Below are 23,919 nucleotides of genomic sequence, written 5' to 3'. Positions count from 1 at the left end.
GCGGGTCACCGGCGCTTGTGGGTGAAGCTGCGCCAGTGGTTGGGCACCGGCCGGCCGGGCGACGACGGTGCCAGCCGGGTGGGCTTCGATCCGCTGACCGGATTGCCTGGACGGGTCTGGCTGCAGGACTGGCTGGACCGCAGGCTGCGGTCAGCGCCGGCCTTCCCGGTCGCCGCACTGTTGCTGGATCTCGACAATTTCCGCGCGATCAATGATTGCGATGGCTACGAGCAGGGCGACTGCCTGCTGCTGCGGGTCGTCGAGCGGCTGCGGGCCGGCCTGCCGGAAGAAGCGGTGCTGGCGCGGATGGGCGGCGATGAATTCTGCGTGCTGCTGCCCGGCGTCGATGCCAAAGGCGCGCGCATGCGCGCACTGCAGCTTCGCGAAGCGTTCATGGAGCCATTCCGGGTCGGCCCGGGCCTGCGCTACAGCAGCTGCAGCATCGGGTTTGCCGCATATCCCGCGGATGCCAATACCGCCGCCAGCCTTGTCTGCCGCGCCGACATGGCGCTGTATCGCGCCAAAGCCCAGCGCCGTGGCGGTGTCTGCAGGTTCCGGCCGGAACTGGCGCAGCGGGCTGAGGACCATCTCGAGATGCAGTCGCTGCTGCGCGAGGCGCTGCGCGCCGGCGACCAGCTGACCCTGCATTTTCAGCCGCAGTTCCACCTGCCCGGTGGCCATCTGCAGGGGGTGGAGGCGCTGCTGCGCTGGACCCATCCGCAGCATGGGGACATCCCGCCATCCCGCTTCGTTCCCGCCGCCGAAGCCGGCGGCCTGATCGGCGAACTCGGCGATTGGGTGTTGTCCGAAGCCTGCCGCTGCGCCGGCATGCTGCATGACGCCGGCTGGCCGCTGCGTGTCGCGATCAACCTGTCCGCGCTGCAGTTGTGCAGCACCGAGCTGGTGGAGCGGGTGCGCATCGAGTTGAGCAAGTACGCGCTGCCGCCGGAGTCCATCGAGATCGAATTGACCGAGAGCGCGGTGGTCGAGAGTCCGGAGCTGGCGGCGGCGGTGATGCGCGAGCTCGCGGATTTCGGTGTCCGCACCACCATCGACGACTTCGGCACCGGGTTCTCGTCGCTGTCCTATCTCTGCGGTCTGCCGGTAAGCGCCATCAAGGTCGACCGGTCGTTCGTGCGCCAGCTGGAGGTGTCGGAAAAGGCGCGCAAGCTGGTCCAGGGGCTGGTGCGGCTGGCCCACAGCCTGGATCTTGCAGTGATCGCCGAGGGCGTGGAAACGGCGCGGCAACTCTCGCTGCTGTGTGGCTACGGCTGCGACGGATTCCAGGGCTGGCTGGCCAGCAAGGCTTTGTCCGTCGCCGACCTCTGCGAGTTCCTGTCGGACTACCGGCCGGGCACCGCATGGGGACTGGCCGGCTGCCGCGGGGAGCTGCTGGCCTGCGGCAAGTCCAGTGACTGCTGCGCGCTGCCGCTGCTGGGAAGCGTGGCGATGGCCTCCTTCCGGCCGGCGGGCGGCGCCTGCGGATACCAGACCGGATGACGGCGGAATTCCGTCACAGTGGTTGGGCGGTCCGCGGATACCGGTTGTACTCGCTGCTGGCCAGTGCACTGATGGTGCTGGTGGGCCTGTGCAGCAGCCTGGAATGGTGGCTTGACCTCAACCTGGTGCCGGACCTGGGCGGGCGTGACATGCGCCTGACCGCAGCCCTGTGCATCCTGCTGTCCGGGCTGGCGCTGGCGGCGGTCGGCCTTGGCGGCAAAGCCCTTCGGCTGGCCGCCAGCCTGCTGTGCGCGGCGATAATCGGCCTTGGCGCCGATGCGCTGCTTGAACACGGTGTCGCGGGGTATCGCGGCGTGGCCGGCTGGTTGGATGCCGTGTCCGGTGCAGGGGTGCGACCGCCGGTGCTGATGGCGGAGCTGGCGGCCTGTGCCTTCGTGCTGCTGGGCGGGCAGGGCATCCTGGTCCTGAATTCGCGCGCGGTGGTGCTGCGCGAGGCGTTCGGCCTCGGCGTCCTGGCCATCGCCATGGCCAGCGTGGCCTCGCTGGCATTCCTGCTGGCGCAGCGCGGTGAAAGCCTGCTCGACCACCTGCCGCCGCTGACCGGCATCTCGCTGCTGTTCGGCACGCTGGGATGGATGTCTTCGACACCCACCACCGGGCTGACCCGGATTAGCACTGCCGCCACCCTGGGCGGGGTGTTCGCCCGCAGCCTGCTGCTGCCGGCGCTGCTGCTGCCGCTGGCCTACACCTTCGCGTTCAAGCTGCTGGAGACGCGCTTCGGCGTGCCGCAGATCATCGCTTCCACCTTGGGTGCGGTGTTCACGGGCGGTTCGGTGGCGTGGATGATCTGGCTGGTCGCCGCGCTGCTGGATCGCAGCGAGCGCCTGCGCGAAGCCTCGCTGCAGCTGCGCGACGTGGCCGATACGGATTCTCTCACCGGTCTGGGCAACCGCCGCAAGTTCGACGCCGAGATCGATGCGCTGTTGCGCGAATACCGGCAGCAGCGCACGCCGTTCTCGCTGCTGGTGCTGGATGTCGACCACTTCAAGGCCTACAACGACGGTTACGGGCACCAGGCCGGCGACGAGGCCCTGCGCGAGATCGGCCGGCTCCTGCGCACCGTGCTGCGCCCGCGCGATGTTGCCGTGCGGTACGGCGGCGAGGAATTCGTCCTGCTCGTCCACGGCGTGCGCATGCCGCAACTGCCGGTGATCGCGGCGCGGATCCTGCACACCATCCGCGCCAACGACTGGCCGCTGCTGCCCTTGACCGCCAGCATCGGTGGGGCCGAGGTCTGCGATGCCGACTCCGCGGCGACCCTACTGCAGCGTGCCGATGCGTCGCTGTACCGGGCCAAGCGCAATGGCCGCGATCGTTTCGAGGCGATGGGCTGCGCCGAGTGCTTCGCCAGCCGCAGTGCGCCGCCCGCGCTGCGCGCGCGGGAATGGGACCAGCCGCCGCCGGGATGCCGCGGTGGCGTAGCGGCATGATGCCGTCGCTGCTGCCGGTTGGTGCCGGCGTCGGACCGGGCTGCTGCGGCCCGGGCCGTATGGCAGCTGACTGGTTGGGGCTGCGGCCGCGCAGCCCGGGAATATATTGACTCCAGTCAACAAGGCCGGGGCCGGTCCGTGCCTACGCTGCGTTATCCGCCGTGTTGCATGCGCGTGCGGAGGCCACGGGGGGCAGGCACTTGGGCAACAGTCCGGCGTTCACGACCACTCGCACGCGCGATCCGGCGCGGGTCCGGCCGTGGCCGCGACGCCGTGGCCGCCGCCGGGGGAGCCAGGGATGAACACCGAATTCGTCCACAGCCGCTGGGCGATGCGCGGCTACCGGCTGTACTCGCGCCTGGCCAGCCTGCTCATGATCGGGGTCGGCCTTGGCAGCAGCCTGGAATGGGCGACGCAGGTCGATCTCTTGCCGGACCTGGGCGGCCGCGACATGCGCCTGACCGCCGCGCTGTGCGTCCTGCTGTCGGGGCTGGCGCTGGCCATGGTCGGTACCGGCCGCCGCTGGGTCCGGCGTCTGGCCAGCCTGCTGTGCACGATAGTCGTGGTGCTGGCGGCGGATTCGCTGCTGGAATACACGCACGCCGGCTATCGCGGCATCGCCGCGTGGCTGGATGCCGCTTCTGGCGCCGGCCAGCGGCCGCCGGTGCGGATGGCGGAGCTGGCGGCCTGCGGCTTCCTGCTGCTCGGCGGGCAGGGGCTGCTGGTCCTCAATGCCCGCGCGCTGGTGCTGCGCGAGATGCTCGGGCTCGGCGTGCTGGCCATCGCGATGGCCAGCCTGGCCTCGTTCGCGTTCGTGCTCGCCGAGCACGGCGAAAGCCTGCTGGAGCGCCTGCCCATCCTCACCGGCGCGTTGCTGCTGTTCGGTACGCTGGGGTGGATGTCGTCGGTGCCGACCACCGGCCTGACCCGGGTCAGTACCGCCGCGACGCTGGGTGGCGTTTTGGCGCGCAGTCTGTTGCTGCCGGCGCTGCTGCTGCCGTTGGCCTACACCTTCGCGTTCAAGCTGCTGGAGACCCGTTTCGGCGTGTCGCAGGTGGTTGCTTCCACCCTCGGCGCGGTGTTCACCGGCGGATCACTGGCGTGGATGATCTGGCTGGTGGCGGCGTTGCTGGACCGCAGCGAACGCCTGCGCGAAGCCTCGCTGCGACTTCGCGATGCCGCCGACACCGATGCGCTGACGGGGCTGGGCAACCGGCGCAAGCTGGATGAAGTGCTGCAGGGGCTGCTGCATCAGGACCGCCGCCAGCGGCTGCCGTTCTCGCTGCTGATGCTGGACCTGGACCACTTCAAGGCCTACAACGACGACTTCGGTCACCAGGCCGGCGACGACGCCCTGCGCGAGATCGGCCGGCTACTGCGCGCCACGCTACGTCCGGAGGACGCGGCCTTCCGCTATGGCGGCGAGGAGTTCGTGCTGGTGATCCACGGCGCCCACCTGCACCAGCTGCCGGCGATCGCCGAACGCGTGCTGCATGCCATCCGCGCCAACGCGTGGCCGCTGCGGCCGCTGACCAGCAGCGCCGGCGGCGCCGAGGCCTGCGATGCCGATGTGGCGGCCGCATCGCTGCTGCAGCGTGCCGACGCCGCGCTGTATCGGGCCAAGGACCTCGGACGCGACCGTTTCGAGATGACCGGTTGCGCGGAGTGCCTGGCCGGCGGCAGCGGGCCAGGCGCGATGCGGGCGCGCAGTTGGGACCAGCCGCCGCCCGGATGTCGCGCGGCCGGCCAGGCTTGACCTGCGCCGACGCCGGTTGCCGGCGTCGGCTGTGGCGGGCGTGACTCAGTGGTTGCCGGCGAACAGCTCGCGGCCGATCAGCATGCGGCGGATCTCGTTGGTGCCGGCGCCGATCGCGTACAGCTTGGCATCGCGCAGGATGCGGCCGGTCGCAAATTCGTTGATGTAGCCGTTGCCGCCCAGCGACTGGATGGCTTCCAGCGCCACCTGCACCGCCGCCTCGCTGGAGTGCAGCAGGCAGGACGCGGCGTCGATGCGGCTCTTGTGGCCGGCGTCGTAGTCGCGCGCCACCTGGTAGGCGAAGGCGCGGCTGGACTGCAGCGCGGTGTACATGTCGGCGATCTTGGCCTGCATCAGCTCGAAGGTGCCGATGGCCTGGCCGAACTGGCGGCGTTCGCGCACGTAGGGCAGGGCGATGTCCAGCGCCGCCTGCATCAATCCGATGGGGCCGCCGGACAGGACGAGGCGCTCGGTGTTCAGGCCGCTCATCAGCACCTTGACGCCGTTGTTGACCTCGCCCAGCACGTTTTCCTGCGGGATCTCGCAGTTCTCGAACACCAGCTCGCAGGTGTTGCTGCCGCGCATGCCCAGCTTGTCCAGCTTCTGCGCGGTGGAGAAACCCTTCATGCCCTTCTCGACGATGAAGGCGGTCATGCATTTGCTGCCCAGCTCGCGGCTGGCGGTGCGCATGTAGACGATCAGCACGTCGGCCTCGGGGCCGTTGGTGATCCACATCTTGTTGCCGTTGGCGATCCATACATCGCCCTTGAGCTCTGCGCGGCAGCTCATCGAGCCCACCACGTCGGAGCCGGCGCCGGGCTCGCTCATTGCCAGCGCGCCCTTGAACTCGCCGCTGCACAGCTTGGGCAAATACTTCGCCCGCTGCGCTTCGTTGCCGTTCGCGTACAGGTTGTTGACGCAGAGGTTGGAATGCGCGCCGTAGGACAGGCCGATCGCGCCCGAGGCGCGGCTGATCTCTTCCATCGCCACCAGGTGGGCCAGGTAGCCCAGGCCGCTGCCGCCGTATTCGCCCGGGATGGTCATGCCCAGCAGGCCCATCTCGCCCAGCATCGGCCACAGCTCCTGCGGGAACCAGTTGTCCTCGTCCGCCTTGGCCGCGCGCGGCGCGATCTCGGTTTCGGCAAAACGGCGGACCGCCTCACGCAGGGCATCGATGTCTTCGCCAAGGGGGAAGGGACGCATGGGATTCCTCGAAGGTGTCGGAAGGCCCGCTGGCTGCGGGCCGGATAGGTCAATTGTAATTGACCGGCAACAGGGCCCTCGCCGTACAAAAACGCCCGGCAAGCCGGGCGTTTCAGCGAGGCAGCTCCACTTGCCAAGCCCCCTTGAGTCAAGGGGGCGCCACGACAGCGGCGGGGTTGTGGAAGCCCATCAAGAATTGATCGGGCAACGCCCGATCAATTCCCGCGGATGCGGCCCTGGAAGCGGGTGCGGCCGCGGCCCAGCGGCAGCTTCAGCTTGCCGATCTTCTCGATGCGCTCTTCGGCCAGGCGGTCGGCGGCGCGGTAGGTCGGGATGCCGTCGCGGTCGGAGATTTCGTAGATGCGCGAGAGGTTGTGATAGATCGTGCGCATCATGCGCATGGCGCGCTCGCGGTTGTAGCCGTCGAGCTCCAGCGCCACGTTCATCACGCCGCCCGCGTTCACCGCGTAGTCGGGCGCGTACAGGATGCCGCGCTTGACCACCTCGTCGCCGATCTCGTTGTTGGCCAGCTGGTTGTTGGCCGAACCGCAGATCACCTTAAACTTGAAGCGCGGCAGGGTCTGCTCGTTGACGGTGCCGCCCAGCGCGCACGGCGAATACACATCGGCCGGCACGTCGTAGATCTCGTCCAGGCCCACGGCCTCGGCGCCGTACTCGGTCACGGCCTTGTCCACCAGCGCCTGGTTGATGTCGGTGACGAAAATCTTGGCGCCGCGTTCCTTCAGCAGCTTCACGTATTCCATGCCCACGTGGCCCAGGCCCTGCACGGCGTAGGAATACTTGCCCACGTCCTCGTCACCGAACTTGCGGTTCAGCGTGGCCATCAGGCCCTGCAGCGAACCGTAGGCGGTGAACGGCGAGGGATCGCCCGAACCGCCGTGGACCTGGTGCACGCCGGTCACGTACTCGGTCTCGCGGTACACGTATTCCATGTCGTTGACGTCGATGCCGACGTCCTCGGCGGTGATGTAGCGGCCGCCCAGCGACTCCACGAACTGGCCGAACGCGCGGAACAGCGCCTCGGACTTGTCGGTGGCCGGGTTGCCGATGATCACCGCCTTGCCGCCGCCGATGTTCAGGCCGGCCACGGCGTTCTTGTAGGTCATGCCGCGCGACAGGCGCAGCACGTCGTTCAGCGCTTCCGCCTCGCTCTTGTACGGCCACATGCGGGTGCCGCCCAGCGCGGGGCCCAGCACGGTGTTGTGGATGGCGATGATCGCCTTCAGGCCAGCGTCCTTGTTGTGGCAGAACACGACCTGCTCGTGGCCGTAGATGTCGAGCGTTTCGAAGATCATTGCAATAACTCCGGCCGGGTCCGTCGCGAACTACGGAACCGGTGGCTATGGGATGGAAGCGGATATGGTGGCTGTGGCCGGGTGAACCCCCCGTCACAGCCGGGCATTTTAGGCCATTCTCCGGAGCGGGGTCGGCATACGGATGGGTACGGCCCCCGGCGGGGCCATCAAGGCGCGCTGCGCAGTGCGAGTGGCGATGCGCCGCCGCCGCCGCGCGCCGCACTCAGCCAGCGGCTTTCGGGGCCTTGAAGCCGGCGCAGGGATCCGGGCGCCGGGCCGCGGGGATGCGGTGAACCTCGTCGAACGCGGTCGGGCTGGACATGGGCTCCAGGAAGCCCACCGCGCGCGGTGCCATGCCGTCGCCGCGCAGCCAGAACGGCACCGCGATATCGCCACGCACATGGCCGTTGCCGGCAATCAGCACCACGCCGCTGGCCGCGTGCATGCGCATGGTCTCGGTCATCACCACGTCGCGGGCGATCTGCGCTTTCGCCATCGGCGCCACCAGCGATTCCGGCAGCGCGCCGCAGTGGCTGTCGCGCACTTCGGTTTCCTGCGCTGCCTGCACTTCCGCAGGCAGCGCGTCCAGCCTGTAGCGGGCGATGAGTTCGGCCGGCAGCGCCGCGGCGAAGCCTTCCTTCACCACCTTGGATGCATCGGCGCGCGACAGGTTGGCGGCCAGTAGCGGCAGTTTGTACTCCAGCGCCAAAGCGATCACCGGCTGGTAGTACGCCCACGTCCAGCTGGCCTTCGGCGGGGCCACCCGCGCCACCACGCAGGCGGCATCGCCGCATTCGGCCATGGCCGCGTCCAGCGCCGGCTGCTGGCTGGTGTCGAACTGTTCCATCGCGACAGCCGGCCGCCAGCCCGCTTCCAGTTCCCTGCGCAGCAGCGCGGCGCGGGCGGCGTGGCCGTCGGCGTTGTCGTGCACCTCCCCCAGCAGCAGCATCCGCGGCTTGGCCGGCGTGGCCTCGGTTGTCGGCGGCGCGTGCTGGCAGGCAGCCAGGGCAAGGGAGAGGAGGGCGGCGGAACAGGGCAGCAGGCGTGGGCGCATGGCAAGGACACGGTGGCGTTCGGGCCATCCTACCCTGCGCGTTACAATCGCGGATTGCCCAATTTCCATGCGGATGCAGTCATGAGCACCACGGCCGAAACCCTCCCGCAGCAGCCCCCTGCGCTTGACGAAAACCGCACGCCGTTGCGCTTCGTCACCGCCGCCAGCCTGTTCGACGGCCACGACGCCGCCATCAACATCATGCGCCGGCTGATCCAGGCGCAGGGCGCGGAAGTCATCCACCTGGGCCACAACCGCAGCGTGGAAGACGTGGTGCGCGCGGCGCTGCAGGAAGACGCCGACGCCATCGCGCTGTCGTCCTACCAGGGCGGCCACGTGGAATACCTGAAGTACATGGTGGACATGCTGAAGCAGCGCGACGCCGCGCACATCCGCGTGTTCGCCGGCGGCGGCGGCACCATCACCCCGGAGGAAATCCGCGAGCTGGAGGCCTACGGCGTCGAGCGCATCTACCACCCCAACGACGGCATGCACATGGGGCTGGTGGCGATGATCGAGGACGTGGTCAAGCGCGCCGAGGCCGCACGCCTGCCGGTGGAAACCCCGCACAAGGTGGGCTTCGACAACGAGATCGAAATCGGCCGCATGCTCAGCGCCATCGAGGAGCAGGCGCTGGACGAAAGCACGCTGGCCCACCTGCGCAAGGAATGGCAGCTGGCCGGCGGCAAGACCCCCGTGGTGGGCATCACCGGCACTGGCGGCGCCGGCAAGTCGTCGGTCACGGACGAACTGCTCAACCGCTTCCTGGCCAACTTCCCGGACATGCACGTGGCCGTGATCAGCGTGGACCCCACCCGCCGCCGCACCGGCGGCGCGCTGCTGGGCGACCGCATCCGCATGAACTCGCTGCGCAGCCCGCGCGTGTTCATGCGCTCCATGGCCACCCGCCGCCAGCACATGGCCACGAATGTGGTCTTGAAGGACTGCATCGCCTTCCTGAAGTCGCTGGGCTATGACCTGGTGATCGTGGAAACCGCCGGCATCGGCCAGAGCGATTCGGAGATCGTCGACCTGGTCGATTTCCCCATGTACGTGATGACCAGCGACTTCGGCGCGCCCAGCCAGCTCGAGAAGATCGACATGCTGGACTACGCGGAACTCGTCGTCCTCAACAAGTTCGACAAGCGCGGCGCCGAAGACGCCCTGCGCGACGTGCGCAAGCAGTGGAAGCGCAACCGCGTGGCGTTCCAGACCAAGGACGAAGACGTCCCGGTCTATCCCACCATCGCCAGCCAGTTCAACGACCCCGGCCTGAACTGGATGTTCGCCAACCTGTGCCGCCTGCTGCGCGAGAAGCTGGGAGGCGGGAAAGGAAAAGGGGGTCAGAGTCACTTTTCGGATGCAGGCAGTGCTGGTGGCGGTGAGGGTGAGTCGAAAAGTGACTCTGACCCCCTTTTCCCCCTTTCCCTCCTTGTCCCCAACATCGACACCACCCTCAAGGAACCCCGCGCCACCGTCCTCATCCCCGGCAACCGCGTGCGCTACCTGGCGGAGATCGCCGAGCAGGGCCGCAACATCAACGCCCGCATCGAATCGCAGGCGGAGATCGCCGACCGCGCGCAGTCGCTGTGGGACGCATTGAAGGAACTGGACGACGCCGCGTTGCCCAGGGCGCTGGACCTGTACCCGGCCGAAGCCCTCACCGAAGGCGACGACCGCAGCCTCAAGACCCTGCGCCAGCGCTACAACGACGCCATCCAGTCGCTGGATTCCGAGGCGCTGAAGCTGCTGCGCGACTGGCCGGCCCGCCTGAAATCCATCACCGAGCCGGTGAACGAATACCAGGTGCGCGACAAGACCATCCGCGTCGAGAACTACCGCGAGTCGCTCAGCCACCAGCAGATCCCCAAGATCGCCGCGCCCACCTACAAGGCCTGGGGCGAGCTGCTGGTGTTCCTGCAGAAGGAAAACCTGCCCGGTTACTACCCCTACACCGGCGGCGTATACCCGTACCGCCGCACCGGCGAAGACCCCATCCGCATGTTCGCGGGCGAGGGTACCCCGGAGCGCACCAACCGCCGCTTCCACTACCTCAGCCTGGGCCAGCCGGCCGCGCGCCTGTCCACCGCCTTCGACAGCGTGACCCTGTACGGCGAAGACCCGGCGCCGCGCCCGGACATCTACGGCAAGATCGGCAATTCCGGCGTCAACGTGCCCACGCTGGACGACATGAAGAAGCTGTACTCCGGCTTCGACCTGTGCGCGCCCACCACCAGCGTGTCGATGACCATCAACGGCCCCGCACCGATGATCCTGGCGATGTTCATGAACACCGCCATCGACCAGCAGGTGGAGCAATACCTGAAGGCCGACCCGGCGCGCTGGGCCGAGGCGCAACAGAAGATCGACGCGCTGTTCGAGGGCAAGCCACGCCCGCGCTACGCAGGCGAGCTGCCGCAGGGCAACAACGGCCTGGGCTTGGGCCTGCTGGGCGTGTCCGGCGACCAGCTGGTGGACGCCGAGACCTACGCCCGCATCAAGGCGCAGACGCTGAAGACCGTGCGCGGCACCGTGCAGGCGGACATCCTGAAGGAAGACCAGGCGCAAAACACCTGCATCTTCAGCACGGAATTCGCCCTGCGCATGATGGGCGACATCCAGCAGTACTTCGTCGACAACGGCGTCCGCAACTTCTATTCGGTGTCCATCTCCGGCTACCACATCGCCGAAGCCGGCGCGAACCCGATCAGCCAGCTGGCCTTCACCCTGTCCAACGGCTTCACCATCGTGGAGTACTACCTGGCGCGCGGGATGAAGATCGACGACTTCGCGCCCAACCTGAGCTTCTTCTTCAGCAACGGCATGGACCCGGAGTACACCGTCATCGGCCGCGTGGCCCGCCGCATCTGGGCCCGCGCCATGCGCGAGCGCTACGGCGCCAGCCCGCGCAGCCAGATGATGAAGTACCACATCCAGACCAGCGGGCGCTCATTGCACGCGCAGGAAATCCAGTTCAACGACATCCGCACCACGCTGCAGGCCCTGTACGCGCTGTTCGACAACTGCAACAGCCTGCACACCAACGCCTACGACGAAGCTATCACCACGCCCACGGAAGAGTCCGTGCGCCGCGCCGTGGCCATCCAGATGATCATCAACAAGGAGCTGGGGCTGAACTTCTGCGAGAACCCGTGGCAGGGCAGCTTCATCGTGGACAAGCTCACCGACCTCGTGGAAGAGGCCGTGTACAAGGAGTTCGAGGCCATCAGCGAGCGCGGCGGCGTGCTGGGCGCCATGGACACCATGTACCAGCGCGGCAAGATCCAGGAAGAAAGCCTGTACTACGAGCACAAGAAGCACGACGGCAGCCTGCCGCTGGTCGGCGTCAACACCTTCCTGCCCAAGGAACACGGCGGCGACATCGTCACCGAGATCGAGCTGATCCGCTCCACGGAAGAGGAGAAGGGGCAGCAGATCGCGAACGTGGCGGGGTATCAGGGCAACCGCAACGGGTTTGCTTCAGAAGGGCTGAAGGGGCTGCAGGCGACTGCGCGGGAGAGGCGGAATGTGTTTGAATCGCTGATGGAAGCGGTGAAGACGCATTCGCTGGGGCAGATCAGCCATGCGTTGTATGAGGTGGGCGGGGAGTACAGGCGGAATATGTAGCGCAACGAAAAAGCCCGCACTGATGCGGGCTTTTTTCTCAGCGTTTAGTTCAGAACGGATATGGGGGTAGTAAGGTGCAAATTTATCCGAAGGAGTCGGTTATTCGAGCAGATCCGAGTGCTCGGATTCTGATTGACCACCTCAAGAAAAACGAGGCACCGTTATCTCTAGAAGATGCAATCATCTTTTTTAACTTTCCGCTTTTTAGGGAAGACGAGAAGCTACTTGTCGCTGATCTAGTTTTAATTTCGCCGATGCATGGAGTGCTTTTGATCAGCACTCCGGGCGCGGATGTTGATCGAGCTAAAGAGCAACTGGATGGCGCTTTCAATCAGGTGTTTTCCCGTTTGGTGAGATATCCACGTCTGCGTGCGGGTCGCGCCAATCTAAGATTCAACTTGGATGCATGTATTTGGATCCCAGAAGGCGGCGCGGGCGAGAATATCCAAGTTGGGCTGGCCGGCCTCGACTCCGCGCTCGCGTCCATGAAGCTTGGTGCACAAATCGACGAAGGGGTTTTTGCGGAACTCGTTTCGACGTTAGACGGGTCGAAAGCTCTCATCAAGGCGAAGGAGCGCCCTGTCGAAAATTTCGCACCCGAAGCAAAAGTAGGAATAATCGCTCGGCTTGAAGACGAAATACGTAGATTCGATCGCGATCAGCGTGTTGCCTACATGACCGAGACCACGGGGCCGCAGCGAATCCAGGGTCTGGCGGGATCGGGGAAAACTGTCGTTCTTGCGCTTAAGGCCGCGCTAACCGCGGTGCGCGAACCAGACGCTCGGATAGCGGTCACGTTTTACACAAAGAGCCTCTACCAGCACATCAAGCAACTAATAACTCGATTCTACAGGATGCATGAGGATCGAGATCCGGACTGGAAGAAGATCCAGATATTGCATGCATGGGGAGGGGCGACAGTCGATGGGCTCTATCATCAGACCGCTCGACGCTTCGGCCATACTCCGCTTAACTTCGCCGAAGCTCAACGAATCTCGGCGCGGCAGCCTTTCGCGGCCGTGTGCCGCCCTCTGCTGGCCGACCCCAACGTAATCAACTCATTTGATTATGTGTTCGTTGATGAGGCTCAAGACTTTCCGCCGGAGTTCATGAGGTTGGCACTTCGGTTAGCCGTCGACGAAAAGTTAGTTATCGCGTACGACGTATTTCAAACAATCTTCGACGTCGAGACGCCAACCGCAGCGATCCTGTTTGGAACCGACGGTGAGGAAGTCCCGCACGTCAATTTTGAGGAGGAGATCGTGTTGCACAAGTGCTACCGAAATCCCCGGGAAATTCTGGTTTGCGCTCATGCAATCGGCTTCGGCATTTACGGCGACAAGGTAGTGCAAATGCTTGAGTCTAAGGACCACTGGGAAGACTTTGGTTATGAAGTTGAGGGTGAGCTCGCGCCTTTGAAGCCTGCAGTCATCGTGCGTCCACGTGAGAACTCACCTTCGTCTATCAGTGACTCGTGCTCAGCGGACGAAATAATTTCATGTCAGGTCTTCGGTCGGGCAAATGAAGAGGTCAGCTACGTCGTTGAGCGTATCCAGTCCGACATCCAGCAGCATGGAGTTCCTCCGGAAGATATTTTGGTCATTTGCGCAGATGACCGGAATACCGGGATGTACTTGAATGCAGTCAGCTCCGCACTCCGAGCCGTTGGTATCGTGGTCAACAACATCCATGCGCAGTCCTACGGCGTGCCGGACTTCCAGCAGGAGGGAGCGGTAACTCTTTCCACGGTCTATAAAGCGAAAGGTAACGAAGCCTACTGCGTTTACTTGGTGGGCATTGATGCGCTGTTCTGGCGGCCTAGTCCTCGATCTCGAAATTGCGCCTTCACCGCGATGACAAGAGCCAAAGGGTGGCTTTGCGTAACCGGCGTTGGTAGCGCCGCCCAAGCTTTCGCTGCTGAGCTCGCGCGTGCAAAGGCGCAGTTTCCTGCACTGCGATTCACTCAGCCTAGTGAGCAGGATTTGGTGTTCATGAAACGGGATCTGGTCCAAGCGGAGCCGTCGGAGGTGGATGAAGAGATCTCTCACTTGGGGCAGTCGTTGGATCCCGAGGACTTTGAGCGAATCCTGCGGAAGAAGCTTCGCGAGGTGCAAGCGCAGAAACGCTCCAAGAAGCGGTTCAAATAGCGATGTACAGGCAACGTCTTCAAGCGATAGCGCGGGAGGCGGGATTTCCCGTTGACGAATATGGGGACGCCCACTTTGTGGTTTCGCATGAAGTTGTGGGCGAACTGCGTACATTGCAGTACGTGGATCAGTGGCGGTCTGCGCTAGCTAACCGGTGGTACCACTTGCGAATGCAAGACCACTCCTTGTTTCTTTTTTCTGAAGGACTGTCGCCTTCGTACTCGTTTATTCATTGTCCTTTGGAAATTATGACGTTTCCTGACTATCTGGCCGAACGCGGCGAGGAGAACAACCCTCGCATCCGGCGCGAGATGGCAGGCAGTTATCAAAACGTCATAGATACGGCAGCGGAAAGACGCCATGTCACGCCGATACGTTACGACTACGATCCGAGAGGCTACCAGGAAGGCGTCCATCCCGTGGCGCACATTCACATTGGCCTAGGCAACGAAGTGCGGCTCTGCAGCAACAAAATGAGCGCAGCATCATTTGTCCTTTTTGTCATGCGACAGATGTATCCGAAGAGCTGGGAGCAGCTCTTGACTCGCAAGGGTCTGAATCGCTTTGTCAACTCAATTCGTGAGCCGTCCACACGCTTGGAAGAGAGATACTTCGGTGCGGTGGATCGCATCGAGCTGCACCTGACATAGCAGAAAACAGGGGTCAGAGTCGACTTTCTCTGCCAAAAAGGGTGCAAAAAGGGGGCGGAGTGGACGAAAAACGGGGTCGAAAAACGGGGTCAGGTTCATTTATTCCATAACCGATGATTTCGCCGGCCGATGCGCCGGCCTCACGCCGGCTAACCGCTGGGTCTTGGCTTTCGACCAGGAAAACGGGGTCAGGTTCACTTATTCCCGTTTCAATGATTGATTTGGCCTTGGCCGGTCGATGCGCGGGCAAACGCCGGCGAACCGTTGGGTTTTGGCTTCGACCATCGCGCGGAAGTCGTCGCGGCCATAGGCGCGTTGCTGTTGCAGGTAGAGGCGGAGGGCGGCGAGGTCTTCTTCGCTCAGGGCTTCGGCCAGCAGCGCCCGATAGCCGTCTGCGCCCAAGGTGCGTTGCACGGGATGCGGCGCCAGCAGCGGGTCATCGCGCAGGCCGCACAGGCCGGCGCAGCTGGACCAGGCGAACGCGGTGGGGGAGTCGGTCATGCGGGCGCGGACCGGGTTGAGGTCGATATAGCGGGCGCAGCGCAGCAGGTAGTCGGTGGTATCGACCAGGCAAGCCTTGTAGCGGCCTTCCCACAACGTGCCGGTGCGGCCGTGGCGGGCGTTGAACTGGCCCACGTACTGGCGGCCCAGGTGCTGCATCAGCTGGCCGATGGCGCCGGCCCGGTGCGGCGTGACCAGCAGGTGCACGTGGTTGTCCATCAGCACGTAGGCGTGCAGCCGGCAGTCGCTGGCCAACAGGGCTTCGCGCAACAGTTGGCGGTAGCGGGCGCGGTCCTCGTCGTCCAGGAAGCAGGGCAGGCGGTTGTTGCCGCGCTGCACGACGTGCTGCGGGATGCCGGGGAGGTCGATGCGGGGGTGTCGGGCCATGGCGGCAGCCTCACCCGGGCGGCGCCGGTGGCCCATCGGTCAACGCAGGCGTGATGGGTCGGTGGGTATGCCGCAGTCGTGTGGGAAGTGAACCTGACCCCGTTCCCTATACTGCCCACTCCCAGATAGCCCCGAATGCCCGTGCAGGATCCAGACGATCAGTACCTCCGCGTCGCCATGATGGTCATGCTCTCGCTGGCCCTGCTGGCGGGCGTTTGTGCGACGGCGATCCACTGGCTGGGCCCGGTCCATCGCCCGATGGATCGGGTGCTTCCGCCCGTGGCCAGCGCGTTGTTTGCCGGTCTCCTCTGCGCGCTGTGGCTGCGGCCCGCCTGGGTGGGCATCATCACGCGCATCGCCCTGTGCCTGGCGGCCCTCGCGCTGATCGCGCCCGCGTGGCTTTACACGGTGCAGGCAAGCCTGTCGCCGGAGCTGCGGCTGATCGACATGCTGCCGCCGATATCGTCGCTGTTCGCCGTCTTCATGGCGATGCTCATGATCTTCGTGCCGGGGCGGCGCGCGTACGTCGCCGCCGCGGTCGGCTGGCTGCTGGTGGCGTCGCCGGTGCTGGTCTACCTGCTGACCCACCCCGGGGAACTGGGGACGCCGCGCGGTGTGGACCTGGTCATGGCGTTCGGCCCCGCCAGCCTCATCCTGGTGGTGCTGCTGCCCGTGCAGCGCGGACTCACGGGGAAGATCCGGCGGCTGGCCTCCGAGCGCGACGGCATCGAGGTGCAGTTGCATCGCGACCCGCTCACCGGGGTGCACAGCCGCCTGTTCGGCGAGCGGGTGCTCCGCGACGTGTTGGCGCGCGGTGGCGCGGCCGGGCTGGTCATGCTCGACCTCGATCGCTTCAAGGCCATCAACGACACCTACGGCCATCCGGCCGGCGACGACGTGCTGCGCGCCGTGGCCGCGAGCTGCGAGCGCCTGCTGAGGCCGAGCGAGTGCATCGCGCGCTGGGGCGGCGAGGAGTTCCTGGTGATCCTGCCGGACGTCAATGCGGCGGCTCTGCACGGCATCGCCGATCGCCTGCGCGTGGCGATCACGGCCGTGCCGGTGGCGCCGGTCGCGCAGGTGACGGCCTCACTGGGCACGGCCGTGTTGCACCCCGCCGACACGCTTGACTCCGCGCTGCAGCGTGTCGATCAGGCGCTGTACCACGCCAAGGAACTGGGCGGCAACCGCGTTTGCGCAAGTGATGGGCGCGAGGATGATCAGCTGCAGTCCTTGGCTGCACGTGCGCGCGAAGGTTCACGGCTTCACATCGGTTCCCCCAGCGCTGGGTGACATGGATGGGAATGCCGGGAACTTCGATCCTGGCTTGATGTGGCAGCGTGCAGGCTTGAACGTGTTGCTTGCAGCCTTTGTCGCCGAGCGGGTGCCCGATATCGGTGAGACCCCGGTTCGGCGGTTGGGGATCGCATGATTCTCCCAGTCCGGGTTTTCTCCCGCGTGTAGTATTTCCGGATTCTTTTCGCGGGCCGTTTGACCATGCATCGATATTCCCTCGCGCTGGCGTTGGCGGTGGCGACCGCCTTGAGCGCCTGTGGCGGCGATCGCAAGGAGGCCGCCAATGTCGCCGGCGCGACCCCTGATGCCGCTGTCGCGGGCACGGATACCGCGGCTCCGGTCGGCGCCGCGGATGTGGTCGCGGAGCCCGCGGCCGTCCCCGTCGCCCTTCCCGAATGGTTCCCAAAGGACGTCTACCTGCCCGCGGACCATACGGTTGTCGAGGTCAACGAAGAGGATGGCGCGCACGCGGTCGAACTGCGGGTCCGCGGCGAGGTGTTGAGCCTTGCGGGGCAGGCACAGGCCGCGATGCTGGCCGCAGCTTGGACCGAGAACCACTATTCGCCGGTCGACACGCGCGGCGGCGCGAGCATGTACTACCGCAAGGGCGACCGCAGCGCGACCCTGGCAATGGCCTGGGCCGGCAACGGCCAGGTCCGGCTGCTGTACAACTTCGCCACCGTGCAGACGAAGGAGGACGGTGGGAATTGAACAACCTTGATTCCCCCGTCCCCTTTTTTGACGCCCTTTCTAGACGCGAGACGTCATTTACGCACGTCCAGCAATTCCACCTCGAACACCAGTGAAGCGCCCGGCGGGATGACGTCGCCCGCACCGTCGCGGCCATAGCCGAGCGCGGCGGGGATGTGGAGCTCGCGCTTGCCGCCCACCCGCATGCCGGCAACGCCTTCGTCCCAGCCGCGGATGACCCGGCCCGCGCCCAGCATGAACACGAACGGCTGGCCGCGGTCGCGGGAGCTGTCGAATTTCTGGCCACGCTTGTCGGCCGCGTTCTGGTCGTAGAGCCAACCCGTGTAGTGCACGCTGACTTCGTCGCCGGCCATGGCGACAGCGCCCTGTCCCGTCGCCACGTCGATGCGCTGCAGTTCGGCGACATCGCCACCGGTGTATGGCGGCGGCTGGCTGCAGGCGGTCAGCAGCAGGACGGACAGCGTTGCGGTCAGGCGAAGTGCGCGAGAGGCCATGGTCGATGGTGCGGTGGACGGGGGAGACAGCATACGTTGCAGCACAACAAGCGCGATCGGGAAGTCGAACATCGGCTGGCGGTTTGTGGGGCTATCGCCGGGCCGCGCCAGTCGTCGCGCGTGCGCGTAGCCGCGGCTGCTAGAGTGCGGCCAACCCCATCTCCCCATCCAGGCCCAAGCGCCGGTGACCACGCAGCTGAAGGGAAGCGCGAAACGGATTCCGGCCGGCGTGTGGGCGCTTGGCTTCGTCAGTCTGCTCATGGATGTCTCCTCGGAGATGATCCACAGCCTGCTGCCGCTTTTCATGGTCGGCGTGCTCGGGGCCAGCGCGCTGGCGGTCGGGATCATCGAGGGCATCGCCGAATCCACCGCGTTGATCGTGAAGGTCTTCTCCGGCGCGCTCAGCGACTATCTGGGCAAGCGCAAAGGGCTCGCCATCGCCGGCTATGCCCTGGGCGCGGTGAGCAAGCCGTTGTTCGCGATCGCGCCGAATATCTCCACGGTGTTGTGCGCGCGCTTCATCGATCGCATCGGCAAGGGCGTGCGCGGCGCGCCGCGCGATGCGCTGGTGGCGGACATCGCCCCGCCGGAAGTGCGCGGGGCGGCGTTCGGGCTGCGGCAGTCGCTGGATACCGTGGGTGCCTTTGTCGGGCCTCTTCTTGCGGTCGGATTGATGCTGCTGTGGGCCAATGACTTCCGGCGGGTGTTCTGGGTCGCGATGATTCCAGGGTTGCTGGCGGTGGCGTTGCTGGTGTTTGGAGTGCGTGAGCCGCCGCATCACGAGAGTCGGAAGCGGGTCAATCCGATCCAGAAAGCCAACCTGAAACGGCTCGGCACGGCGTACTGGTGGGTGGTCGCGGTTGGCGCGGTGTTCACGCTCGCCCGCTTCAGTGAGGCCTTTCTGGTGCTGCGCGCCCAGCAGGGTGGGATCCCGGTGGCGCTGGTGCCGCTGGTGATGGTGGTCATGAACCTGGTCTACGCGGGTTCGGCTTATCCGTTCGGGCAGCTCTCGGATCGGGTAAGCCACAAGCGCCTGCTGGCGTGGGGCCTGGTGGTGCTGATCGCTGCGGATCTGGTACTTGCATTGGGGAACCATTGGTCGACGGTGCTGGCCGGGGTGGCGCTGTGGGGCGTGCACATGGGGATGACGCAGGGACTGCTTGCCACGATGGTCGCCGACACGGCGCAGCCGGAGCTTCGCGGGACCGCATTCGGCTTCTTCAATCTGGTCAGCGGCGTGGCGATGCTGGTGGCCAGCGTGGTGGCCGGGTTGCTGTGGGATCGCCTCGGTGCGTCCTACACCTTCCATGCAGGCGCTGCCTTTGCGCTGCTTGCACTGGCCGGGTTGGTGGGAACTGCCAAACGCCTGAATCGTCCCTGACGCCAATTCCGCCGTCTTCACCATGTGCCAACGTTGTCCGGTGTCAGCTTCACGCGGGGCAGGAAGCCGGCAGGAGCGCCGCGCTGTCGTTGTTCCACCACCAACCAAAGGAGATTGGAGATGTCTCTGACCAAACGACACCTGGCGAATGCGCGTCTGCTTGGCGTGGCTCTCGCCGCTGCCGTGGGCCTTTCCGCCTGTGCCACGTACGATGACGACTTCGCGCGGGTCAACTCGCGTTTGGACCAGCTGGACACGCAGGTGCAGAGCGCGGCCCAGAGCGCCGAATCGGCCAACCAGGGCGCGCAGCAGGCCAACCGGCGCCTTGATTCGCTGGAGGGCCGCGTCCAGCAGCTTGAAACGGCGCCGCGCCGCACGCCGCGCGGTTGATCGCGCTTGCAGGATTCGCGCCGCACGGTGCGAACCGGAACCCGGTGGTCATTGACGACCACCGGGCTTCGGTTGCCATCCGGTCTATCGAGGTAAAGTCCCATTCGTACTCGCACACATTCCGCGATCCGGGTGTTGCCCGCTGCATTCGCATTGGCCTTCGCCGTCACGACTGCCGGCGTGGCCCACGCCGCCGAGCGTACCGCTGCGTCGCCGGTTGCCACCGTGGACCTGCTTCCGCCGGACCAGAAGGTCTCCGACACGGTGATCGAGCTTGCGGGCTGGGTGGTCGCGTCCAAGGACAGTCATGGCTATCCATTCGCGATCATCGACAAGGCCGCGGCGCAGGTGCTGGTCTTTGCTGGCGACGGCCGCGCGCGTGGCGCGGCGCCTGGCTTGTTCGGATCGGCGGTCGGCGACCATTCGGCCCCCGGCGTTGCCGGTCTTGCGCTGCGCGAGATCCCGGGCCGCGACCGCACCACGCCTGCCGGTCGCTTCATTGGCGGCTTTGGTCCGTCCATCGACGCGGGGCGCGTGCTGTGGGTGGACTACGATTCCGCTGTCTCCATGCACCCCACCGCGACCGGCGTTCCGGCCGAGCGGCGCGCCGAACGCCTGGCATCGCCGTCGCCGGACGACAATCGCGTCACCCACGGCTGCATCAACGTCTCGCCGGAATTCTACGAGCAGGTCATCCGTCCGGCCTTCGAGCGAGGAGGCGTGTTCTACATCCTGCCGGACAAGGCATCGATCGCGGAGACCTTCCCGGCATTCGCGCAAGCAAAAACCAACAAAAAGGTGTCAGGGACAATTTCCCACGCGCGTTTGCGCAAGGCGCTGATCGACTGATGTCCCGATGGCGGGAGGTTGTGGCTGCCGCGCCGCGATGTGGCCGGCATCCGCCAGCACCCGGTGGTGGAGCGGGGCAACAATCGGTTGCCCGCCGTGATCGACTGGTCGGCCGCTTTCGCCAACGCGCGGCTTCACCTTCCTGACCCGGCGTGATCGGGCGCACGCATTCGGCATTCGGGGCGCCGCGGCCTTCATCCGCCGGGCTGGCGGCCGTTACCGTGGGGGACCGGGTTGCTTCCCATGCGGGCCATTCGCCTATGACGACACACGCATCCCGCCCAGCGCCGCTGACCGTTCCGTTCGGCGACCCGCTGGCGCTAGGGGCGATGCTGGAAGCACTGCTGCAATCTCCTTCGCTGCCTGCGCTGGCGGAAGGGATTGCCCACGCGCTGGCCGAGGCCGGCGCGGCGCCGGCGACGGTGGCGTGGTGGATGGCGGATGGCACCAGCGGCACCGTGCCGGCCGGGCTGGCGCCGGCCGCGGATGCAGCGCTGCTGGCGATCCTGCAGGCCGGTGGCGACCCGGTTGCCGCCGGCGCCGATGGCGGTCGGGGCGTGCGGTTGCTGGCGCGCGATGCCACCGGCGGCATCGCGCTCCTGCTGCCCGCCCATGCGGACGCGGCGTTGCTGGACCGCGCCTGCGCGCTGCTGGCGCCGGTGGCGGATGCGGTGCTGGAGCGCCGCCACCTCACCGGCTCGCTGCAGGCGCTGGCGCGATCCGAGCAGCTGCAGGCGGCGCTGTTCCAGATTGCCGACATGGCCAGCTCCGGCATGGACCTGAACGCGATGCTGCGAGAACTGCATGCCATCGTCGGGAGGTTCATGTATGCCGAGAACTTCTACATCGCCCTGTACGAAGAGAGCAGCGACGCGCTGCGCTTCATCTACCTGGTCGATACCGTCGATCCGGTCATCCGCAACGCCAACGAATTCATCTCGATGTCGGTGATGGAGCGCGGCCTGACCTGGTACTGCATCCGCGACCGGCGCCCGCTGATGGGCGCGCTGGACCAATTGCGCGCGCAGGTGTCCGGGCCGATGCGCGACATCGGCGAGGAATGCTTCGACTGGCTGGGCGTGCCGATCCTGGTGGGCGAGGCGGTGCGCGGCGTGCTGGTGGTGCAGAGCTACATCGAGCGGCCCCGTTACACCACCTCCGACCAGGCGCTGCTGTCCTACGTTGGCAGCCACATCCTCAATGCCGTGGACCGCAAGCTGCAGCAGGAGGAGTTGGAGCGGCGGGTGGCCGAGCGTACCCAGGCGCTCACCCTGGAGGTACAGGAGCGGCAGCGTTCGGAGCGCATCCAGGAGGCGCTGTACCGGATCGCCGAGCTGTCGCATACCGCCACCGACCCCGACGGGTTCTATCACGCGGTGCACGGGATCGTCGGGCAGTTCCTGGACGCGCGCAATTTCTACATCGCGCTGCTCTCGGCCGACGGCGAGTGGCTGCACTTCCCGTACTACGTGGACGAAACCGGCGGCACCGCGGAAAGCCGGCGGGTGGGCCGCGGCATCAGCGAGTACGTGATCCGCCAGGGCAAGCCGCTGTTGGTGGACATGGCGGACCCGGCGATCCGGGCGCAGTTCGAGGCGCTGCAGGCGTCCGGCGAACTGGACGTGATCGGGCAGCAGTCGATGGCGTGGCTGGGCGTGCCGCTGGTGGCGGGCGAACGCGTGCTGGGCCTGCTGGCGGTGCAGAACTACACCAGCGGCCACTGCTACAGCGCCAGCGAACGCGATCTGCTCACCTTCATCAGCTACCAGATCGCCAGCGGCCTGGAACGCCAGCGCGCCGCCGCGGAGCTGAAGGATGCCAACGCCGAACTGGAGCAGCGGGTGGAGGCGCGCACCGCCGAGCTGTCGGAGCAGATCCGCGTGCGCGAGGACGTGGAGCGCCAGCTCAAGTACCAGGTGCTGCACGATTCGCTCACCGGCCTGCCCAACCGCGCCTACCTGCGCGACCAGCTCCAGCGCGCGCTGGCGCACGGGCAGCGCGAGCAGGGCTACGGCTTCGCGGTCCTGTTCATGGACCTGGACCGGTTCAAGGTCATCAACGATTCGGTGGGGCACCTGGTCGGCGACGCGCTGCTGCAGGAAGTGGCGGCGCGCTTTTCGCGCTGCGTGCGCAGCGGCCGCGACATGGTGGCGCGGTTGGGCGGCGACGAGTTCGCGATCCTGATGGAGGTGAACGGGCCCGACGCGGCGCTGCGCATGGGCCAACGCATCGTGAAGGCGATGGAGGCGCCGGTGCGGGTGCAGGGCAAGGAGCTGTACAGCAGCGTGAGCGTCGGCATCGCCCTGAGCGCGCCGCACTACACCCAGCCGGAAGAGCTGCTGCGCGATGCCGATATCGCGATGTACCGCGCCAAGGCCGGCGGGCGCGACCGCATCGAAGTCTTCGACGAGGCGCTGCATGCGCGCGCGCTGCAGCTGCTGGAGGTGGAAAGCGACCTGCGGCGGGCGATGGAGCGCTGCGAACTGGTGCCGTGGTTCCAGCCCATCGTGCGGCTGTCCGACGGCGGGGTGGTGGGTTACGAGGCGCTGGCGCGCTGGCACCACCCGCAGCGCGGGGTGCTCGCGCCCGCGGCGTTCCTGCCGGTGGCCGAGGGCAACGGCAGCCTGGAGGCGCTGGACTGGGCGGTGTTCACGCGCACGCTGGAGCTGCTGCCTTCGCTGCTGCGGCCGGAGCAGTACGTGAACGTCAACTTCTCGCCGCGGCATTTCGGCGCGCCGGGCCTGGTGGCGCGGCTGATGGCCCTGCTGCGGGCGCACCGCATCGCGCCTTCGCAGGTCCGCATCGAGGTGACCGAAGGCGCGCTGCTGGAGAACGCGGAAAAGATCGGCGAGGTGTTCCGCCAGCTCGCCGACTGCGGGGTGATGGTGGCGCTGGACGATTTCGGCACCGGCTATTCCTCGCTGAGCTACCTGCACCGTTTCCGGATGCACACCCTCAAGATCGACCGTTCGTTCATCTGCGACCTGTCGCCCGACGACGAAAGCGGCAGCACCGCGGTGGTGCGGGCGATCCTGGCGCTGTCGCGGGCGCAGCGCATGGAAGTGGTGGCCGAGGGCATCGAGACGGAGGCCCAGCGCCAGGCGCTGCTGGCGTTGGGCTGCGAGCTGGGGCAGGGCTATCTGTTTGCGCGGCCGGCGCCGTTGGGGGCGGGACCGGCGGACCGGTGACGCAAGGGGCGGGGCCGCGCG

17 protein-coding genes are annotated in these 23,919 nt (G+C 66.4%); 12 read left to right on the top strand and 5 right to left on the bottom strand.

The features are described from left to right. Positions 1–21 precede the first annotated feature (21 nt). From ICG51_RS01475 to ICG51_RS01465, 3 genes are all read left to right on the top strand, one after another. Positions 22–1,500 (top strand): EAL domain-containing protein, encoded by a 1,479-nt coding sequence (locus tag ICG51_RS01475; protein ID WP_190281224.1) that lies wholly within the window; start codon positions 22–24, stop codon positions 1,498–1,500. Next, positions 1,497–2,951, top strand: coding sequence for a GGDEF domain-containing protein (locus ICG51_RS01470; protein WP_190281223.1), 1,455 nt, complete (start codon positions 1,497–1,499; stop codon positions 2,949–2,951). Before ICG51_RS01475 ends, ICG51_RS01470 begins: the two co-directional genes overlap by 4 nt. A 298-nt stretch (positions 2,952–3,249) precedes the next feature. Next, the gene (locus tag ICG51_RS01465) at positions 3,250–4,707 is read left to right on the top strand and encodes a GGDEF domain-containing protein (protein WP_190281222.1); all 1,458 of its coding nucleotides are present in this window, start codon (positions 3,250–3,252) and stop codon (positions 4,705–4,707) included. Positions 4,708–4,752: 45 nt separating this feature from the next. Here ICG51_RS01465 and ICG51_RS01460 read toward each other — a convergent pair whose 3' ends face one another. From ICG51_RS01460 to ICG51_RS01450, 3 genes are all read right to left on the bottom strand, one after another. Next, complete coding sequence (locus ICG51_RS01460; protein WP_190281221.1) at positions 4,753–5,910, bottom strand: isovaleryl-CoA dehydrogenase; 1,158 nt, start codon at positions 5,908–5,910, stop codon at positions 4,753–4,755. A 215-nt stretch (positions 5,911–6,125) separates the two neighbouring features. Continuing rightward, positions 6,126–7,226: a Glu/Leu/Phe/Val dehydrogenase gene (locus tag ICG51_RS01455; protein WP_190281220.1), complete on the bottom strand. Its 1,101-nt coding sequence runs from the start codon at positions 7,224–7,226 to the stop codon at positions 6,126–6,128. Between the two features lie 223 nt (positions 7,227–7,449). Next, on the bottom strand, positions 7,450–8,280 hold the full coding sequence (locus ICG51_RS01450; RefSeq protein WP_190281219.1) for a ChaN family lipoprotein: 831 nt from the start codon (positions 8,278–8,280) through the stop codon (positions 7,450–7,452). Between the two features lie 81 nt (positions 8,281–8,361). Between ICG51_RS01450 and ICG51_RS01445 the strand changes: the two genes are divergently transcribed. The 3 genes from ICG51_RS01445 to ICG51_RS01435 all read left to right on the top strand — a co-directional run bounded on the left by ICG51_RS01445 (position 8,362) and on the right by ICG51_RS01435 (position 14,704). Beyond that, positions 8,362–11,907, top strand: a complete 3,546-nt coding sequence (locus ICG51_RS01445) for a methylmalonyl-CoA mutase family protein (protein WP_190281218.1) — start codon at positions 8,362–8,364, stop codon at positions 11,905–11,907. 74 nt (positions 11,908–11,981) lie between these two features. After that, a complete protein-coding gene (locus tag ICG51_RS01440) occupies positions 11,982–14,054 on the top strand; it encodes an ATP-binding domain-containing protein (RefSeq protein ID WP_190281217.1) in 2,073 nt (690 codons plus the stop codon). A 2-nt stretch (positions 14,055–14,056) separates the two neighbouring features. Beyond that, the gene (locus ICG51_RS01435; RefSeq protein WP_190281216.1) at positions 14,057–14,704 is read left to right on the top strand and encodes a DUF2290 domain-containing protein; all 648 of its coding nucleotides are present in this window, start codon (positions 14,057–14,059) and stop codon (positions 14,702–14,704) included. A 198-nt stretch (positions 14,705–14,902) separates the two neighbouring features. On the opposite strand, the gene ICG51_RS01430 is transcribed toward ICG51_RS01435, so the two are convergent. Continuing rightward, positions 14,903–15,592: a transposase gene (locus ICG51_RS01430; RefSeq protein ID WP_190281215.1), complete on the bottom strand. Its 690-nt coding sequence runs from the start codon at positions 15,590–15,592 to the stop codon at positions 14,903–14,905. Positions 15,593–15,727: 135 nt separating this feature from the next. Here ICG51_RS01430 and ICG51_RS01425 point away from each other — a divergent pair, with 135 nt between their 5' ends. Further along, the gene (locus tag ICG51_RS01425) at positions 15,728–16,882 is read left to right on the top strand and encodes a GGDEF domain-containing protein (RefSeq protein ID WP_190281214.1); all 1,155 of its coding nucleotides are present in this window, start codon (positions 15,728–15,730) and stop codon (positions 16,880–16,882) included. Positions 16,883–17,086: 204 nt separating this feature from the next. Continuing rightward, a complete protein-coding gene (locus tag ICG51_RS01420; protein ID WP_190281213.1) occupies positions 17,087–17,596 on the top strand; it encodes a hypothetical protein in 510 nt (169 codons plus the stop codon). A 53-nt stretch (positions 17,597–17,649) separates the two neighbouring features. On the opposite strand, the gene ICG51_RS01415 is transcribed toward ICG51_RS01420, so the two are convergent. After that, entirely contained in the window at positions 17,650–18,090 is a 441-nt protein-coding gene (locus tag ICG51_RS01415) for an FKBP-type peptidyl-prolyl cis-trans isomerase (RefSeq protein ID WP_190281212.1), read from the bottom strand. Positions 18,091–18,274: 184 nt separating this feature from the next. On the opposite strand from ICG51_RS01415, the gene ICG51_RS01410 reads away from it, so the two are divergent. The 4 genes from ICG51_RS01410 to ICG51_RS01395 all read left to right on the top strand — a co-directional run bounded on the left by ICG51_RS01410 (position 18,275) and on the right by ICG51_RS01395 (position 23,898). Further along, positions 18,275–19,471, top strand: coding sequence for an MFS transporter (locus ICG51_RS01410; protein WP_190281211.1), 1,197 nt, complete (start codon positions 18,275–18,277; stop codon positions 19,469–19,471). 120 nt (positions 19,472–19,591) lie between these two features. Then, positions 19,592–19,861 carry a hypothetical protein gene (locus ICG51_RS01405; RefSeq protein WP_190281210.1) on the top strand — a complete coding sequence of 90 codons (270 nt, stop codon included), beginning with the start codon at positions 19,592–19,594 and terminating at the stop codon, positions 19,859–19,861. Positions 19,862–20,014: 153 nt separating this feature from the next. Continuing rightward, entirely contained in the window at positions 20,015–20,710 is a 696-nt protein-coding gene (locus ICG51_RS01400) for a L,D-transpeptidase (RefSeq protein ID WP_190282303.1), read from the top strand. Between the two features lie 260 nt (positions 20,711–20,970). After that, a complete protein-coding gene (locus ICG51_RS01395; protein WP_190281209.1) occupies positions 20,971–23,898 on the top strand; it encodes an EAL domain-containing protein in 2,928 nt (975 codons plus the stop codon). Positions 23,899–23,919 lie beyond the last annotated feature (21 nt).

The organism is Thermomonas sp. XSG, assembly GCF_014678725.1.
In the GTDB taxonomy this organism is placed as follows: Bacteria; Pseudomonadota; Gammaproteobacteria; order Xanthomonadales; family Xanthomonadaceae; genus Thermomonas.
This window is presented reverse-complemented; position numbering and strand designations above follow the sequence as displayed.

Coding starts and splice junctions, on each gene's coding strand:
- ICG51_RS01470 (WP_190281223.1), top strand. CDS start 1,497: ATGACGGCGGAATTCCGTCACAGTGGTTGGGCGGTCCGCGGATACCGG.
- ICG51_RS01465 (WP_190281222.1), top strand. CDS start 3,250: ATGAACACCGAATTCGTCCACAGCCGCTGGGCGATGCGCGGCTACCGG.
- ICG51_RS01460 (WP_190281221.1), bottom strand. CDS start 5,910: ATGCGTCCCTTCCCCCTTGGCGAAGACATCGATGCCCTGCGTGAGGCG.
- ICG51_RS01455 (WP_190281220.1), bottom strand. CDS start 7,226: ATGATCTTCGAAACGCTCGACATCTACGGCCACGAGCAGGTCGTGTTC.
- ICG51_RS01450 (WP_190281219.1), bottom strand. CDS start 8,280: ATGCGCCCACGCCTGCTGCCCTGTTCCGCCGCCCTCCTCTCCCTTGCC.
- ICG51_RS01445 (WP_190281218.1), top strand. CDS start 8,362: ATGAGCACCACGGCCGAAACCCTCCCGCAGCAGCCCCCTGCGCTTGAC.
- ICG51_RS01435 (WP_190281216.1), top strand. CDS start 14,057: ATGTACAGGCAACGTCTTCAAGCGATAGCGCGGGAGGCGGGATTTCCC.
- ICG51_RS01430 (WP_190281215.1), bottom strand. CDS start 15,592: ATGGCCCGACACCCCCGCATCGACCTCCCCGGCATCCCGCAGCACGTC.
- ICG51_RS01425 (WP_190281214.1), top strand. CDS start 15,728: ATGCCCGTGCAGGATCCAGACGATCAGTACCTCCGCGTCGCCATGATG.
- ICG51_RS01420 (WP_190281213.1), top strand. CDS start 17,087: ATGCATCGATATTCCCTCGCGCTGGCGTTGGCGGTGGCGACCGCCTTG.
- ICG51_RS01415 (WP_190281212.1), bottom strand. CDS start 18,090: ATGGCCTCTCGCGCACTTCGCCTGACCGCAACGCTGTCCGTCCTGCTG.
- ICG51_RS01405 (WP_190281210.1), top strand. CDS start 19,592: ATGTCTCTGACCAAACGACACCTGGCGAATGCGCGTCTGCTTGGCGTG.
- ICG51_RS01395 (WP_190281209.1), top strand. CDS start 20,971: ATGACGACACACGCATCCCGCCCAGCGCCGCTGACCGTTCCGTTCGGC.